The organism is Paenibacillus sp. TCA20 (assembly GCF_000732325.1).
Lineage (GTDB): Bacteria > Bacillota > Bacilli > Paenibacillales > Paenibacillaceae > Paenibacillus > Paenibacillus urinalis.
Map to the genome: position 1 here is coordinate 18,539 of NZ_BBIW01000002.1, position 17,780 is coordinate 36,318.

At 45.5% G+C, this 17,780-nt stretch carries 14 protein-coding genes and 2 riboswitches; of the genes, 1 reads left to right on the plus strand and 13 read right to left on the minus strand.

Annotated features, from left to right (window positions below):
* Window positions 1-62 precede the first annotated feature (62 nt).
* A riboswitch (guanidine-I (ykkC/yxkD leader) is annotated at window positions 63-161 on the minus strand.
* Between the two features lie 165 nt (window positions 162-326).
* The 4 genes from atzF to TCA2_RS03900 are packed head-to-tail and all read right to left on the minus strand — an operon-like array spanning window position 327 to window position 7,060.
* Window positions 327-2,060: an allophanate hydrolase gene (atzF, locus tag TCA2_RS03885; RefSeq protein ID WP_047910281.1), complete on the minus strand. Its 1,734-nt coding sequence runs from the start codon at window positions 2,058-2,060 to the stop codon at window positions 327-329.
* Window positions 2,057-5,674 carry an urea carboxylase gene (gene uca, locus TCA2_RS03890; protein ID WP_047910282.1) on the minus strand — a complete coding sequence of 1,206 codons (3,618 nt, stop codon included), beginning with the start codon at window positions 5,672-5,674 and terminating at the stop codon, window positions 2,057-2,059. The genes atzF and uca overlap by 4 nt, the downstream gene beginning before the upstream one ends.
* Window positions 5,667-6,335: an urea amidolyase associated protein UAAP2 gene (locus tag TCA2_RS03895; protein WP_047910283.1), complete on the minus strand. Its 669-nt coding sequence runs from the start codon at window positions 6,333-6,335 to the stop codon at window positions 5,667-5,669. Before TCA2_RS03895 ends, uca begins: the two co-directional genes overlap by 8 nt.
* A complete protein-coding gene (locus TCA2_RS03900) occupies window positions 6,335-7,060 on the minus strand; it encodes an urea amidolyase associated protein UAAP1 (protein ID WP_047910284.1) in 726 nt (241 codons plus the stop codon). The genes TCA2_RS03895 and TCA2_RS03900 overlap by 1 nt, the downstream gene beginning before the upstream one ends.
* A gap of 71 nt (window positions 7,061-7,131) precedes the next feature.
* Window positions 7,132-7,240: riboswitch (guanidine-I (ykkC/yxkD leader) on the minus strand.
* Window positions 7,241-7,493: 253 nt separating this feature from the next.
* Here TCA2_RS03900 and TCA2_RS03905 point away from each other — a divergent pair.
* Entirely contained in the window at window positions 7,494-8,825 is a 1,332-nt protein-coding gene (locus TCA2_RS03905; protein WP_047910285.1) for an APC family permease, read from the plus strand.
* A 142-nt stretch (window positions 8,826-8,967) separates the two neighbouring features.
* Here TCA2_RS03905 and TCA2_RS03910 read toward each other — a convergent pair whose 3' ends face one another.
* The 9 genes from TCA2_RS03910 to TCA2_RS27080 all read right to left on the minus strand — a co-directional run bounded on the left by TCA2_RS03910 (window position 8,968) and on the right by TCA2_RS27080 (window position 17,770).
* Window positions 8,968-9,405, minus strand: coding sequence for a hypothetical protein (locus tag TCA2_RS03910; RefSeq protein WP_047910286.1), 438 nt, complete (start codon window positions 9,403-9,405; stop codon window positions 8,968-8,970).
* 10 nt (window positions 9,406-9,415) lie between these two features.
* Window positions 9,416-9,955: a LytTR family DNA-binding domain-containing protein gene (locus TCA2_RS03915; protein WP_047910287.1), complete on the minus strand. Its 540-nt coding sequence runs from the start codon at window positions 9,953-9,955 to the stop codon at window positions 9,416-9,418.
* 33 nt (window positions 9,956-9,988) lie between these two features.
* Window positions 9,989-10,672, minus strand: coding sequence for a serine hydrolase (locus TCA2_RS27805; protein ID WP_274520929.1), 684 nt, complete (start codon window positions 10,670-10,672; stop codon window positions 9,989-9,991).
* Entirely contained in the window at window positions 10,618-11,172 is a 555-nt protein-coding gene (locus TCA2_RS27810) for a serine hydrolase (protein WP_274520930.1), read from the minus strand. Before TCA2_RS27810 ends, TCA2_RS27805 begins: the two co-directional genes overlap by 55 nt.
* A 145-nt stretch (window positions 11,173-11,317) precedes the next feature.
* On the minus strand, window positions 11,318-13,741 hold the full coding sequence (gene helD, locus TCA2_RS03925) for an RNA polymerase recycling motor HelD (protein WP_047910694.1): 2,424 nt from the start codon (window positions 13,739-13,741) through the stop codon (window positions 11,318-11,320).
* 328 nt (window positions 13,742-14,069) lie between these two features.
* Window positions 14,070-14,378, minus strand: a complete 309-nt coding sequence (locus TCA2_RS03930; RefSeq protein ID WP_047910288.1) for a hypothetical protein — start codon at window positions 14,376-14,378, stop codon at window positions 14,070-14,072.
* Window positions 14,379-14,426: 48 nt separating this feature from the next.
* On the minus strand, window positions 14,427-15,137 hold the full coding sequence (locus TCA2_RS03935) for a ferredoxin--NADP reductase (RefSeq protein ID WP_047910289.1): 711 nt from the start codon (window positions 15,135-15,137) through the stop codon (window positions 14,427-14,429).
* A 14-nt stretch (window positions 15,138-15,151) separates the two neighbouring features.
* Entirely contained in the window at window positions 15,152-17,407 is a 2,256-nt protein-coding gene (locus TCA2_RS03940; RefSeq protein WP_047910290.1) for an excinuclease ABC subunit UvrA, read from the minus strand.
* Between the two features lie 186 nt (window positions 17,408-17,593).
* Window positions 17,594-17,770 carry a hypothetical protein gene (locus TCA2_RS27080; protein WP_193745982.1) on the minus strand — a complete coding sequence of 59 codons (177 nt, stop codon included), beginning with the start codon at window positions 17,768-17,770 and terminating at the stop codon, window positions 17,594-17,596.
* Window positions 17,771-17,780 lie beyond the last annotated feature (10 nt).

The window sequence follows — 17,780 nt, forward strand, 5'->3', positions numbered from 1 at the left end:
ATTTTTCAAATGCAGCTAAAATATGAAAAAGCCTGGGAAACAAACTGTCATTCAGACAGTTTATCTCCCAGGCTTTTATCCCTCCGTGACACAGCCTTACGGCTGTGAGTTATCTCTCGGACCAGCCGATACATCATCGCGGAACCCTAGATAACATTTCGTTATTAACGTATGGTTAGAATTATACACACTTTCTCATTAATTTCAATAAATATATATTTACAATTTATAACAATGAAGACGCATCAGTCGTAATAATCAATATGAAAATGGCCCATACTCATGAAAGAATCAGGAGTATGGACCATTATTATCAATACATCAGGTTAGTTATGAACGACAGCATTTCTCCAGCCACCGGAAGCCGTTATATTCAGTGCATGTTGAACTGCTGCTGATTCACATATGAATCCAGATACCCACCTCCCATCCTCGAGTTCAATCTTACTGATCCCAAGGGGTGAGGGAATAGAAGCTGTAAACCGACCGAACGAGGCCACAGGCATTTTCCACAGCTCAAGCTGAATTGCCGCTCCGTTATGATTCACTCGAACCAGACCCGGTTTCGGAGGTAATGTATCCAGCTTATACAGCTGATAATGTGAAGAGGTATAGGTCTCTTCAATAAACTCGGCACGAAGTGCGGTCATTTGTTTCTCTAGGGGCATACCTTTCATATGAAGTCCACACACGGCAATCGTAACGTGATCCTCTTGCTGCTGATACCATTTCGCTGCCTCGACCATGCTTGATTCCTCTTCGGGCAGTGAGAACAACGTAATTCCAAACGGTAAATCCTCCTCTGCCTTCCCTGCTGGAATAGCAACTGCACTCAGATCCAATAGGTTGCAATGATTCGTATAGAGTCCCATTTGACTATTGGTATGAATCGGATCGATACGAACCTGCTCACGTGTCCAGGTGCCTCCGCATGTAGGAAGAATCAAGACAGCATTTGTCATCAATCCTCTAATTATTTCTTTCATTTCAGCCAATCTATGCTGTGCACGGAACAAGGCGGCAGCAGTAAAATCTTCTCTGGCTCCAGACCTAAGAATTTGCTCTGTTACGGGGAAGGCGGAGTCTGGATTGGCTTCAATAAATGACTGAAGATCAGACCATCTCTCAGCGACCAATGGTCCTTCATAGAGCAGTGCTGCTGCTTCCTGCAAGATGGAAATATCGACTTCCTCCACTAGGTGCCCGGATGAAGTGATGCTGTGTCTTACTTCCTCCCATGCTTTCTTGTATGCAGCAGCAAAAGGGCCATAGAAGGTAAGCTCTCCTCGGGGAAGCAGCCATTTCTCAGGGAGCACAGCATTTCCCAGCGGAAGATCTCTGGAATACGCATCACCTTGTTTTTTTCCGCGAACCAAATGATCGATCTTCTCAGCATCTTCAACGCTATGCGCAAACACGGTAATGCAATCAATACTGCGGCAAGCCGGAATCAAGCCTGCAGACGGCCATGCACCTACAGCCGGTTTATAGCCTACCAATCCATTTAAAGCTGCTGGAACTCTACCCGATCCAGCCGTATCTGTTCCAAGTGAAAAGGCACATTGCCCCCGTGCAGCAGCTACAGCCGATCCTGAGCTGGAGCCGCCGCTAATCAATTCCATCCTCAGTGCGTTATGTGTTTCTCCATAGGGACTTCTTGTACCGACCAGACCGGTCGCAAATTGGTCTAGATTCGTCTTGCCGACGGGAACAGCCCCGGCTGCAATCAATCTCGCTACGACTTCGCTATGCTCAGCTGGAGTATAGGAGTAGTCCGGACACCCTGCCGTCACAGGCCAGCCGGCAACCTCGATATTGTCCTTTATGGCAAAGGGGATTCCCCATAAAGGGTACTCCGCCACATCTAAATCCTCCAGCTGCTGTATATATGAAGATATCCGTTCAATGGAAGGCGGCAATATCCATATATTTTTGTCTTTGTCTACTTCCGCTCTTTGAATAATGACCTCAATAACCTCAAGCGGTGTAAACTGCTGTTTCAAATACCCTGAACGTAAGGATTCCAAGGTCATGTTAAACGGTACGGCATTCCATGTCATGATGCTGTCGCCTCCTGTTCAACCGGTGTAATCGCAGCAATACAGTCGCCGGAGCGAACCTGATCACCGGAGGTTACGTAAATAGATGAGATGATACCGTCAAATGGAGCCGTCTGTGGGAACTCCATTTTCATACTTTCTTCTATTATAATGGTATCGCCTTTCTTAACCTGCTGCCCTTCTTCCACTAATACCTTCCATACACTTCCCGACATCGAGCTGTTAACTCCGAGACTCCCTTCTGGCAGATCCTCCTCTCCAAATGAGGCATGGACCTCAGGCTCAGCTAAATACTCAGCAATACCAAGCTCCTTCCAATAAGCTCTCTCTGCCTGGAAGGCCGATTGCTGCTGATGACGGAATTCACTTGATTCGTTCTCGATGCTCTCGAGCCAGTGCAAATATTCACCAAGCTTAAAGGTTGTTTCCTCGACCTCCACTTTGAACTCACCTCTCGGGAAATCCTCTCTCATCTGTAAGAGCTCGTCCTCGGATACGGGATAGAAGCGAAGCTGGTCAAAGAAACGAAGCAGCCAGGGCTTACCTTGTTCAAAATTGTCTGTTTCCCTGAACTTATTCCACATTTGAACAGTTCGTCCGACAAATTGATATCCTCCAGGGCCCTCCATACCGTATACACATAGGTAAGCTCCACCGATTCCTACCGCATTCTCCGGTGTCCATGTTCTCGCCGGATTATATTTGGTCGTGACTAGCCGGTGTCTTGGATCTAGCGGTACGGCAACAGGGGCTCCTAAGTAAACATCGCCAAGTCCCATCACCAGATAAGAAGCATTAAATACAATCTCCGCAACCTCCTCCAGGGAACCAAGTCCATTCATTCTACGAATGAATTCAAGATTGCTCGGACACCATGGTGCATCCGGTCTAACATTTTGCTGATAACGTTCAATGGCCAGCCTCGTAGCCGGATCATCCCAGGATAGAGGAAGCTTCACGATCCGAGAAGGCACTTCAATTGACTCTAATTCTGGAAGCTGCAGATCAATCTCCATGATTCGAGCTGCTGCTTCTTTGACCGTCATTCTTGAAGCATCCAGATGAACCTGCAAGGAACGAATGCCAGGTGTCATTTCAATATAAGGAATATCTCCGCTATCTTGCAGTGTTTGCATGAGCACATACACCTGGAAGCGGTAGAGAAGATTTAACTCACGCTCTCCATATTCAATCAAAATGTTCTCATCCCCGGAACAACGGACCGTAATGGGAAACCGTCTATGCTCCTCATCAAATGCCAGTACAGGCATGTATTCTCCCGTAGAATGCTCTGGCAGCAATGGCAATACGGAGTCTCGTGATAGAGAATTCAAGTACTGCTCCTGCTCATATCTTAGCTGCTCTGCTTCTTCTATCGTAATCAGCTGGAATCGCACCTTATCCCCTGGACTTAATTGGCCGATCTTCCACAGCTCAGCTGATGCCGTTGTTACCGGGCAGACGAATCCACCTAGACTTGGGCCATCCGGTCCGAGTAATATAGGCATATCACCCGTTAGATCCAGTGCACCAACCGCATAAGCATTGTCATGGATATTCGAAGGATGCAGACCTGCATCTCCCCCGTCCTCTCTCGCCCACAGCGGCGCAGGGCCTATCAATCTCACACCTGTTCTTGAGCTGTTAAAATGAACCTCCCACTCTGTTTCAGTGAGCTGGTCCAAATATGCAGGAAGCAGATACTCTGACGTACAATGCGGTCCCGGTATAACTCCAATGGTCCATTCTCTTGTGTATATCGGACGCGAACCTTCAGCAAGTGGCTGCAGCGTTCCTCCATCGGTCTGGCTGGATACACGAATAACAGCGCCGGCTCTCAGAGCGCTCCCCGTATGTCCTCCGAAGCCGCCTAGTGTAAAGGTCGATGCACTACCTAATGTGAGAGGCATATCAAGACCGCCTGCTACGAGCAGATAAGCTCGCATCCCCTGCTTAGCTTCACCAAACTTAAGGATGGCACCTGCAGGTGCTACCGTCGGTGTATACAATTCTATAGGCACACCATTTAGTTCTGCCCCCATATCTGCACCCGTGATACAGAATGTAATCTTCTCTCTGAACAGATATTCTCCACCTCGAAGGGTCAGTTCAAGACCTGGCGCTTCCTCCTTGTTACCAAGGAGCTTGTTGCCGATCCGAAAAGCAAGACGGTCCATCGGTCCTGAAGGCGGAACGCCGATATCCCAATATCCCGTTCTTCCCGGAACATCCTGTACCGTCGTCTGCACACCGCCGCCCAGCACTTCGATCGCACGTTCTTCAGGCATGAAACCTCCAAGCATACGGGTGTATACTTCACCTTTTTGAAAGAGCTCGGTTTGGAGGAATGCCTCAATATAAGATTGATTTGTAGTGATTCCATAAATACGAAGACGTTGTAAAGCCTCTATCATTCTCGCAATGGCTTCAGATCTGGTATCCGCATGGACGATCAACTTGGCCAGCATCGGATCATATAGGGTCGTGATCTCCACCCCTTTTTGAATCCAGGATTCCACACGTACACCCTCCGGCCAGTGAATCGCATCAATTCGGCCATCACTTGGACGAAAATCATGGACACAATCCTCGGCATATAAACGAACCTGAAGGCTGTGGCCCTTGGACTGAGGCATATCTGTATTTAATATATCAAGTTCATTCGCCGCCTCTTTTACCATCCATTCCACCAGATCTATACCCAGCACTTCTTCCGTGACGCCGTGTTCTACCTGAAGACGTGTGTTCACTTCGAGAAAATAATATTGTTCATGCTCTGGATCGTACAAAAATTCAACCGTACCCGCATTCCGATAACCTGCCGTCATAGCAAGCCTCCGTGAACTGTTCAGCATCGCTGACCGCACATGATCTGGAAGCTGAGGTGCCGGTGTTTCCTCAATAATTTTTTGATTCCGTCTCTGTACAGAGCAATCTCGTTCGCCAAGGGCAGCAGCTTCACCGTTCGAGCTGCCGAAGATCTGTACCTCCACATGACGTGCTCTTGCAATATACTTCTCGAGAAAAACGCCGCCATCATTAAAGTTGCTTATCGCGAGGCGAGTTACCGAATCAAAGGCCGCTCGGAGCACAGTCTCATCCTCACAGATCCGCATTCCGATTCCTCCACCGCCTGCAGTTGATTTCAGCATGACAGGATATCCGATCGCTGCTGCCTGCTGTATAGCTGCTTCAACGGTATCGATCAGCCCGGTTCCCGGAAGAAGCGGAACACCCGCTTTCTCTGCCATGGCACGTGCAGTATGCTTTAGACCAAAGAGCTCAATATGCTCTGCAGATGGCCCGATAAAGACAATTCCATGATCCGCACAGGCTTGCGCAAAGGACGCATTCTCACTCAGGAACCCATATCCCGGATGAATAGCATCCGCGCCTGACTCCAGAGCCGTTTTTAATATGAGCTCTGCATTCACATAACTCTCCTTAGCGGGTCCATCCCCGATAAGAACCGCTTCATCCGCGTGCTCGACATGAAGACTGTCTCGATCGGCCTTCGTATACACAGCCACAGATGAAATCCCCATCTTTTTCAATGTGCGAATAATTCGAACCGCGATAGCACCGCGATTGGCAACAAGTACTTTTTTAAACATCGAATTGCTCCCCTTTCGCTTCCCAGATCAGAACCTCTGCCGGAGTAGGATTATAGCCATTGCAAGGATTGTTCAGCTGCGGACAATTGCTGATCAGCACAGTCACCGGCACAAGAGCAATGAGCTCTACATATCGCCCTGGACCAGAGATTCCATCTGCAAAAGTCAGCTCACCTTCCGGTGTAACAGGTACGTTCATAAAGAAGTTTACGTTAGGAGCCAGATCCCGCTTGGTGTACTCATTACGCTCAGATAACATCAGCATGAAGGTGTCTCTGCAGTTATGCATCGGAAGCTTGTCGTGTGCGTAACGTACGGTATTGCTCTGCGCCGAACAAGCTCCTCCGATCGTATCATGTCTGCCGCAAGTATCAGCCGTAATGCGAAGCAGCTCCAGTCCGGATTCTGCCAGTAATGTGGAGCCTGTTGTTAGATAGATATTGCCCTGATTTGATATGGTGCGTACAGCACTATAATGATCGGTTGGATTCTCGCTTGAATAAAAAAGAGTGTCCACTGCCTGATTGCCTTCCACATCTACGATTCGCAGCACCTGCCCCTGCTTCAGATCATAGAGCCAGCCTTCGCCTGCCGGAATGATCTGTTTATACACAGCATCTTCTGCCTTGAGACCGCTTGTTACAGAATTCATTGTACTCATCATTCGTTCGCTCCCTTCATCAATGCGTAAGCATTCCAGGTATTCTCAAACGCTCGTCTGTTCTCATCACAATGCGTTACACATGGATCGGTTTCAGTAACAGGCGCCGCATCCGCGACATCCACTTGAACACTCGATGCAGGATACTCTGTCGTAGGATCTAATGGATTAGGCGTGTTAGACAAGACCAGCAGCACATCCATTTCCGTTCGAAGGGTCACCGATCTACCTGCCGTGGATTGAGAGACATACTTCATCGTTCCATCCAGCTCACAGATAACTTTCGAGAAGAAGTTGATGGGTGTACTCAAGTCCCGCGGAGACAGATGATGTCTGTACATTTCCACAATTAAATTCTCTTCCCCATTTCTCAGCCGCTGGTTCCAATCCTTCTGATAATTTGTGACACCATACTTGTCATCCGTCATTTGCTTTGTTGTATATCCGGAGAGCGGATCATGCCAACCAACCGAATCCGCAGTAATCGAGGCCAGTACTCTGCCCTGATCACTCATTAACACATGTCCTTGTGTCAAAAATGCAGTATGCTGAGCTTTCAGTGTATCTGGCATATTGTATCTTTCCGATGGATAAGGTGCGTGAAACAATAATGTAGTCAGATTGGCCCTGTCACTTTGCGCTGTAAAGGTAATGGATTTACCTCTGCCCACATAAGCTGACCATTTGCCGCCCGGCTCTACTGTAATTGAGAATAATGCTGTCATGATCTCATTCCTCCAATGTGCAAATAAATATAAAAAAGCCCGGGAGAAACATCAAAGAACACTTTGATGGATTCTCCCGGGCTTTTTTTCCCGCCGTGTACATCAGTGGATAACCACTGATGCGTTTTCTCTCGGACCAGCCAGCCGTGTATACGACCCGGAACCCTAGAAAACTTTGGTATGTAATTGTTGATGTCATAAATACTAACTCTAATTATCCGATAATGCAATATGTATTTCCAAATTATCACGGAATTCCACTAATTTATTTGCATTAAAGTACTTTTATTCATGTGTTTTTCAACAAAACAGAACTCATGATCCCATATGTATCAAAAATAATGCTTGATTTTTGAAAAAAACCCTGAAACAATGTGAGAAGAAATGACATGAACGAATCAACAGAGAAATGAGCAATTGGAGGAGGATGTATATGTCAGAAACCATAACACTTAAAAGAGATCTATCACTCGCTCATGTTGTGACCATGGGACTTGCCTGGATGTCCCCCATGATTTTCTTTACAAGCTTCGGCGTGCTTCATGAAGGTTCAGGAGGGATGCTTCTGGCAGCCTATGTTCTGGCCTTTGCAGCGATTTTATTTACAGCAGCAAGCTATGGTCAGATGGCAAGAGCATTTCCTGTATCCGGTTCTGCCTATACCTATGTAAGTAAAGCAATGAACCCTTTTATGGGCTTCATCGTCGGCTGGGTCATATTGCTGGATTACTTGTTCTCCTGTATTGTCGCCGTTCTCATGTTCGGCATTAATCTTCATGCCCAGTTCCCGACTGTACCCTCTTATGCATGGATCATCCTGCTGACGATTGTCGTCATGACCATTAATATAATCGGGATAAAGACCTCTGCCAACATAAACAAGATTTTTGTCATGATGCAAATTTTGTTTATCGCCAGCTTTTGCGCATTTCTTGCCTACAAAGCAGTAACTGAAGGATTTACTGCCGGATTAAATCCTTTGAGCAGCACGAGTGGAGTTTCTTTCTCCTCTATTTTGGCCGGTGCTTCCCTTGTCTGCTTTTCATTTCTTGGCTTCGATTCGATTACAACAATGGCGGAAGAAACCAAAGACCCCAAGAAGACCATTCCTCGTGCCATCATGATTATTGTGATCGCTGCAGGAATCATGTATTTTGTGACAGCATACCTCATTCAGCAGCTATATCCCTCCCTCACATTTAGTCATATCGACGCTGCCGGATTCGAACTCATGCAGATGATTGGCGGGGGTTTACTTGCATCGATTTTCACTTTTGTTATTATCTTTTCCATACTTGCGCAAGGAATGGCCTCCATGACTACGGTGTCACGTCTTCTCTTGGTCATGGGCAGATCCTCCCTGCTTCCGAGCAAATTCAGCTCCATTCATCCCAAATTCCGGACTCCGGTGTTTAACATCGTACTCGTCAGCACCATTTCCTTGTTCGCTATATTTATCCGTCTTGAAACTGCCATCATGTTTGTCAGCTTCGGAGCACTGACCGCATTTCTGTTCGTAAACTTATCTGTCATATTTCATTACATAATCCGGAATAAGCAGCGAGAACCTAAAGACCTCGTATTCCGCCTTGCATTCCCGCTTATTGGTGCTGGATTTGTATTCTATCTGATCACCTTGCTTGAGCTTTCGTCTCTCCTGCTCGGGACCAGCTGGATTGTGTTAGGACTCATATTGTATACCATCAACAGAGCGAGATCGGCAAAAGATGGCGTGGTCTTAGGTGAGATTGAAAAGGCAGTTTAACACATAGATCCAGATAGAAAGTAAAAACAGCAGCCAAAAAGCTGCTGTTTTGTTGCATTGCTCAATACAATAATCAACCCACTAGATATTCTTTAAAATGGGCTGTCGATCCATGTGCTTTAAATGATATAACACTTCTCAGCTACAGGTTATTTCTCTTAACCTCACTCTTGAATCTCTCCAACCTTCTCTGCGCTCGTCGGTACATTAAATAATCCATTACATTCGCCATACAAATGATGCCGAGCACAATCAGCAGGGTCGGGGTAAACTCTCCTCTGCTCTCTAGTTCGTCTCTGCTTAACACGTAAAAAGTAATCATTATGCATGCCGTCACCAGCAGTGCTATCAGATTGTTTATAAAGAAATAAGTTCGGGGGTTTGCAATTTGGATCGGAAGAAGAGCTGTAACCCATTCCGTAATGAACCCGATAATGAACCCAATACTTCCGCTTGCCAATACGATCATCGCTCTATAGGTGAACGCTGTATCTGATGTGTCTAGAAACTGGAGGATCACACCCATGAAGAGGCCTAGAAAAAATGACTTTATAATGTTTGCATAATGAATCTTTTCCATCGGGATTCTCCTATATTTTAAGTGTGTTCCTAAGCTTCTTCGAGAACATCTTTGATACTTCTAGTTCTGTATTATTGTCCATACGAATGACATATCTGGAGTTAAACCAAGGAATAATCTCTTTGACATGCAGCAGATTCACGAGCTGGGATTTATTAATTCGCACAAATCCTTTTACAGCCCAGAGGTTCTCATAATACTGCAAGGTCTCTTTGATACTATAATGATTTGTGCTCGTATGGGCCATAATCCCCTCCGATCCTGCTTCTACATAGAGGATATTTGTTGGATCGATGACCGCAAATTTATTGTCCATAAAACCGGTTAGTGTATTCCTGATCTGATGATCTTCACGAATACCGGACACTAGCAGTTTGATTACATCCATATAATCCAGCGCATCGAAGACAATACTAAGCTTCTCCTTGGGCAGATCATGACCTTGTTCTACGAGCGCAATGCTGCTATCCTGCGACACTTCGATCTGATACTTGATCAATTCTTGCCTTAATTTATCACGAACCTTATCTGAACATATCAATTGAACCATCCGAAGTCTCCTATTGACAGCATACAAAATTCGTTATTCTACAACCATCCTATCATAGATCATCCTGATTTTTACTAACTCCTCAATTCCTTTTTTCCTGTACTTCAGAGAACCGAAATTCGCAATAAAATACGTATCCTTTTGTTTATCATAGAGCATATAAGTCCCAGTAGCGCCGACACCGCCATACAGATCCGTCATTGAGCCCAGCAGAAAGGACAGCTCACTAAAGTCAAATAACATCATGCCTATACTGTAATGAATTCCTTTCTCATATTGCTGATCAAAGCTCGTCATCTGACGATACACCTCATCCGACAACCATTCTCCTCCTTCTAGTGCTCGCATGAACGTTAATAAATCATTCATCGTCGTGACCACTCCCCCGCCTGCCCAGTCAACCGATAGTGCATCTCTTCTGCTAAAGTCAATATCATTGATGTAGATTCCAAGTAATTCAGCCGCCGCCGGTCGCTCGGTAGTGAACAAATAGCTATGATCCATCCCTAATGGCTTGAATACTTTTTCCTCTAGAATCGTCGAGTAAGATTGACCTTCCACTGCTTCGAGGATAAGTCCGAGCAAAATATACCCCGTATCCGAATAATAAAATTGTTGTCCTGGAATTCCAATGGGTTCCTGATGATCTCTCGTAAACGAGATTAGCTCTTGGGGAGTGAAGGCAAGATCTGAATTGGATGAGATTCTAGCCAGCATTGTTCTCCGTGCAATACAGGTCCTTCAAAATAATCTGCAGCTCCTGACGTATGAGTCAAGAGATGTCTAATCGTTACTTGATCACTATAATCTATGCCGTCTATCACAAATAATCTCTCAAGTATATCCTGATCAAGCCAATTAATGATCTTGTCGTCATATTCAAGCTTGCCTTCATCGACCAGCAAACCAAAAATAGCAGCACACATCGTTTTACCGATACTGGCAGAATGATACGGATTGTCAGCATGAACAGCTTTTTCTGAAGAATGATTTACTTTTCCTACAGCAAATTGTTCATTGTATCCCGTTTGGTTGGAGTAAATCGTTAGTAAGACACTGGATAAATCAGGGTTGTTATTGACCGTTTTGGTTAAATGGCTGCGGATCTGTTCGCTGGCTTCTTCTTCTGACAACGGCCTGTTCATCACAGCTAATGTGACCCATCCTAAAACAATAATGATAACGATGCCTGCCAAAATGCTAATGACAATTCTCAATTGTGTGACCACCTTTCGATTCATGTATTTATATACATAATCTAATCCGTAGATTGGAAAATAGATGCCGTTCTACGGTAAGTGGTCATTTTTTAAGGCTAAGTCATCTTTTTTAAAGGCTCAACGCAGCTTCGGAGAGGAGCTGTTAATACTGTGTCGTTACATACAAATCTCCATCCAGTGATTGGATAAACGGCGTCCATTCTCCTGCTGAATAGATCAACAGCCGATGCATCGCACGTGTGCAGGCCGTATAGAAGAGCTTACGCTCGCTCTCCTGATGATACGTATCTGCAGACGCATCATAGATTAGGACAGCATCAAATTCCACACCCTTCGCTAAGTAGACAGGGATAATCGACACACCTGCTTCAAAAGTGAGCGTACGCTTTGTGATCAGCTTCACATCATGGCAGCCTTCTGCTGTAAGCAGCTCATATGCCTCTTTACTCTCGGCTGCCGTCTTTGTGATGATGCCAATTGAGGTGAGTCCTTCTTCCCTAAGAGAAGTGAGGTGCTCGGCCATACGAATGATCCGATTCTCTCCATTTTCAACGCTATACAGGTCAGGCTTCCTGCCACTTCGATCAAAAGGGATAACCTCTTTGGCTTCGGGCAGCAATGCTTTGGTAAATGTAACAATCTCTCTCGTCGAACGATAACTGCGTATCAGGTGAAATAAACTTGTGTCCGCTTCGCCATATAGCCGAATGAGCGGGGAGTCCACACCATAGAGCTCCGTTGCCTGCGTGTAAATAGCCTGGCTGAAATCTCCCAGAACTGTCATTCGAGCACGAGGAAACATTTTTTTGAGGTACTCATATTGAAACATCGAATAATCCTGCCCCTCGTCCACGAACACATGCCGCACCCCGGTATTTGTCCGAACGCCTTCAATGAGCTCTTTTAAGTACAAATAGGGGGTGGCATCTTCGTAGAACAGTTCTAGCCGGCAGAGCTTATCCTTCGTCTGCTGACAAATTTGCGCCCATAACGAGGGGACATCGGCTTGATTCGTCTTCAGCATAAACACACGTTCTTCCTCAAATAAACTTGAGTATACCTTCACCATATCAATGAAAGACAACCGCTTTACACTTTGTTTTACAGGTGAGAATTGTTCTTTCACAACCATTGCTCTTAGCAGCTCTTCCTCCCGATCGGCGAAGTCAAAATCCCCTTCATCCGCCCTGCGCCGGTTATTTAATCTCTCTCTGACCTCTTCATATTGCTCGGCAAAGTCAAAGACTGCCCTCTCGTTATGCAATTCATGATATACTTGGGCATATGCATCCTGATCAAGATAATCAAGCTCATCTCGTACCCAAGAAGCTTCCCGTTCTTTTTTCTCAAGAATACGAAGTTCACTTAACAACCACTCCTTCAGCAGTGCAATCCGATTGGCTAGACGAATGGAAGCATCATAGCTGTAGAATTTAGATTTTATTTGCTCTGCTGTGATTAGATCATGTCCACGAAACCGAATGGAACTAAATTGCATCCCCTCCCGCATAAGCCCATCTGCGTAGTTTTGTATAGCCATCAGGAATGCCTCAGAAGCTTTGTATTTTATACCGCTTAACCTTGCTGCGTACTCTTCTTCATTGGATGGTTGTGCTGTCAATATATATTCCATCTGATCAAACGGATCCTCGAGATGAAATGTGTCGCTAAGCGAATATTCAAGATATTCCTGAAAGGTCACCTGCTGCATATTCTCTTCGCCGAGCTCAGGCAGTACAGTCGACACGTAGCTATTGAACATCGGATTTGGTGAGAATAGAACGACTTGATCTGCAGTTAATCTATCCCGATGCTTGTAGAGAAGATATGCAACACGCTGAAGCGCTGCTGAAGTTTTGCCGCTGCCTGCTGCACCCTGAACGATCAGCATTCGACTGGTATCGTCTCGGATAATGGCGTTCTGTTCCTTCTGTATTGTAGCTACAATACTCTTCATCTGATGGTCAGCACCTTGACCAAGCACCTGTTGCAGTAATTCGTCTCCGATCGTCAGACTCGTGTCAAACACATTGTGCAGCTTGCCTTGCCGAATCTGGTACTGTCTCTTCAGCGTCATCGTACCTGTGATATGTCCACTTGGTGTATCATAGCCTGCCACTCCCGGCTCATCATCGTAATACATGCTTGCTATCGGGGTGCGCCAGTCATAAACTAAGAAATCCACACCTTCCGAATCTACAAAGGAAGAAACTCCGATATAGACCTTTTCCGTGAAGTTCATCCCTTTTTCCACAAAATCAATTCTGCCGAAATAAGGCGAGCCCAGCAATCGCTTCATATTCTTTAACTGCTGCAAACGAAGCTTGTGGCTTCTTTCCCGTTCAGATAATAGCACCTCCTGCTGCCTTATGCTGTAAAACGTTTCTTCAAAGTCCTCATGCGTATTGGTATTGACCGTCACTTCTTCCCAGAAACGACGGCGAATCCCTGTTACCTGATCATGTAGTCCTGTAACCTCCGGTTCCAAATTAATGATTCTCGCTTCCAGCTCACGTACAACCTGATCTAGCCGTTCCTGTTCTTGGGTCCATTCCTTCGCATTCATCACTTGTAGATCCGCTCCTTTATTCGAAATTTGACAATCCACTAAGCATATGATACGATTATAGTGTAAGATAAAAAATAGGATCATTATGCCTTGTGATAAAGCATTGAGACATTCGTTTCAACATAGTATCACATTGCTTTTTTGTGTGCAAATCATTTTTTATTCATAAACAGACTCAGCAGCCTGTCGGGGCTGTTTTTTTTGTATACTCCCATCTTCTGCCGTGTTTAACACGCTCCCTTTATAAAACATAAAGCCACCTTGTAAGGTGGCTCTAATTGATAGTATCTGTTTATTCATTCTTGATCCCTAAACGTAAACTTCATTAACCTTCCACAATATCTGCACGTAGATCTGACGCGACCTCCATCATCATAGGTACTACCTCTTCTTGAGAAATGGCTACATAAATATCCCCATCATAATGCCGGAACGGAATCCGCATCTCTCCCAGCTCCCACATGAAGAAATCACCCTTAATAGACATCGTACTCTCAGGTCCCTTTACAGTCAGTACGGTCTCATAAGTAAAATCAGTCTTCCCTGCAAAATATGCCTTGCACTCATCTAAAGAAATATCTTGAGCTGCTCCAGCATCTTGCATCGATCTTGTAATTCGAAATCGTTGATTCATGATATATCCTCCAGAAGTAAATTAAGCTGTTATTCTAACATACATCGTTCAATAACCGAAGAAAGCATCCTTTTTAATATTCTGCTTAGTAATCGCATTTTTTTGCAAGTGAGAAGATACTGATTCTACCAGAGATTTGGGCCCGGCAGCATAGTATTTGCCACGATTGTTATATTCATTTACGAATCGGCTGATTGCTTGATCTAGCTGCTCTCTTGAATCCAGATAAATAACCTGGATCCAAGGGCGGCGCCCAGCCATCTCATCGAGCTCGTCTTTAAATAAATAGGAGCTATGGCTGTCCAGATAGAGCACCTGAATAGGTCTCTCCACTACATCTTTCGCTGTCTCAAGCTCTGTCAGAATTGACCGGATTGGCGTTATCCCAATACCCCCTGCAACTAGCAGAGAAGGGCTGCTGTTATCAAGGTAAAATGCCCCAACCGGACCGCTTACCTTCATCTTCATCCCCTGCTTCAGCTCTAACATTGCCTGTTTATAGTCACTGGGTGTATTCCCGATCCGTGTCGTTATCTTGACAACCTTCTCGGACGGAGTAGAGGCGATGCTGAACGGTTTGGTCCCATTCTTTACTGCTCGATGTGTAATACTGAATAACCCGTATTGACCCGCTCTCCATATAAAATCTTGATCCTTCTCAAATACGAAAGTATACACATCATTCGTTTCTTTATAGCTTTCCAATAATGTAAGCTCTCTTTTCTTAAATATAGAGAACATATCTTTAAGAAAACTCATACCTCTACCACCCTTTACCTCAGGTATTTTCCGGTAATCGATGCTTCTGCTTGAAGGATCTGTGCAGGGGGACCTTCATACACGATTTGACCGCCCTTGCTTCCTCCATCAGGCCCCAGATCAATAATCCAATCCGCTTGGCTGATCACTTCAAGATTATGCTCAATGACAATGACCGTATTTCCGGTATCTACGAGACGATTCATGATAGCAAGCAAATGCCCAATATCAGACATATGGAGACCTGTTGTCGGCTCGTCCATTACATAGATGCTGCCCTTCTTGTGCAGCTCGCTTGCCAGCTTGATACGCTGACATTCTCCGCCAGACAACGTGCTGAGGGGCTGACCGAGTGTCACATAGGTTAATCCTACATCACTCATCGCCTGCAGCTTACGGACAACTTCCTTAAGCTCAAAGAATTCCAGGGCCTGCTCAACCGTCATTGCAAGTACATCTGCAATCGATTTGCCGTTCAGCTTGTACTCCAGCACCTCTTCCTTAAAGCGTTTGCCTCCACACACATCACACGGCAGCTTCACGCTATCTAGAAATGCCAGGTCCGTATATACAACCCCCAGCCCCTGGCAATTCTCACAAGCCCCTTTGGAGTTAAAGCTGAATAAGCCTTGGTTTACTTTGTTTGCGGAAGCAAACGCTTTGCGCACATCATCCATAATCCCCGTATAGGTAGCCGGATTCGAACGTGTTGAGACACCTACTGCAGATTGATCGATGACGATTGCATCGGGATGCTCGCTGAGAAATATATCATTAATCAGCGTACTTTTGCCCGAACCAGCAACTCCTGTAACAACGGTCAAAATGCCTGCTGGAATATCAACACTCACGTTCTTCAAATTATGCAGCGATGCATCCTTGATCGAGAGCTGCCCTGATGGGCGTCTCGATTCCTGTTTCAATTGAAGGGGAAGCTTCATATGGTTGCCCGTCAGCGTATTCGACTCAAGCAGACCTTGATAGCTGCCTTCATATACGATATTTCCGCCGCGACTTCCGGCATAAGGACCTACATCCACAATATGATCCGCGACCTTGATGACATCAGGATCATGCTCAACTACGATCACCGTATTGCCCTTATCGCGCAGCTTCTGTAGTAATTCATTCAGTCTATGTACGTCTCGTGGATGCAGACCTACGCTGGGCTCATCAAAAATATAAGTTACATCAACCAGACTTCCACTTAAATGCTTGACCATCTTGACCCGCTGAGACTCGCCCCCAGACAAGGTATCTGTCTCACGATCCAGCGTCAAATAGTCAAGTCCAATGTCGACGAGATGCTGAAGCCGCTCAGACAGCGATTTAATAATGGGAGCTGCAATCGGCTCGTCAATATTCTGAATTACATCAAGAAGCTCCCCTACTTCCATTGAGGACATATCCGCAATATTAAGCCCATTAATCTTGCAGCTTAAAGTGGCTTGGCTGAGTCTCGCACCGTGACAACTGGAGCAAGGACCTTCGGAGATATAAGGAGCGACTGCTTTTTGTGTCCGCTCGGATTTGGTCTTTACATCCTGCTTGATGTATTTGTTGGTAAACTTCTCAATGACACCTTCTACTGTCACATTCGTTGCTTTTCCGGCAAAATCCATCTTTACTTTCCGCGCTTTGGAATAGAGCAGCTGCTCCAGCTCTTCCTCCGAATAATCACTTAGCTTCTTATCTGGATCATAGTCTCCAGACTGCATCAGCATGTTCCATTCCCAGCCGTTCACCGAATAGTCAGGCAGCATAATGGCTCCTTCGGAGAGAGACTTGGATCTATCGATAGCCTTGTTCATGTTAACACCCAGCTTCCGTCCCAAGCCGCTGCACTCCGGGCACATCCCTTGTGGATCGTTAAAAGAGAACATATGAGCTGCTCCAACATGCGGCTGACCGACTCGAGAGAACAACAGGCGCAGGATCGGCGAAATATCGGTAATCGTACCCATCGTGGAATGCGACCCTCCACCTAGTCTTTTCTGATCCACAATAACGGCCATGCTTAAATTCTCAATCGCATCCGTATCCGGCTGCGGTACACGCGGGAGAAAATTACGCACAAACATACTGAAATTTTCATTCAGCAAGCGAGTAGATTCTGCTGCAATCGTGTCAAATACAATGGAGGACTTGCCCGAGCCCGACACGCCGGTGAAGATGGTAATCTTTCGCTTCGGGATGCGCAGGGACACATCATTCAAATTATTCTCCCTTGCCCCGGAGAGTACAATGTACTCTTGATTCCATTCTGTCATGCTTACACTCCTTTATAATCATTTGATATTTTCTTCTTCACTAAGCTGCACACTGACGAAACGATTATAAGACTCCAATCAGGTCATGTCAACGCGAAGCACCGATAACCAATTTACACGAAAAAAGCCGCCAGATCAGGCGACTTTCCGATTTCAAACTATAGACTTCATATCTATCACATGCTGTTACACACTTACCGTAACAATCGAGCCAACTCTTAATAGCAGCAACAATCCATTCTCTATACTTTGAATGAAATATTTCTGATCATTAAAGACAACGACGTCATTTTCTTTCAATTGAACGTCGCTCTTGAAATAGATCAAATTATCAACTCCTGGAAGGGCACCTTTATAATACATGTAAATACGA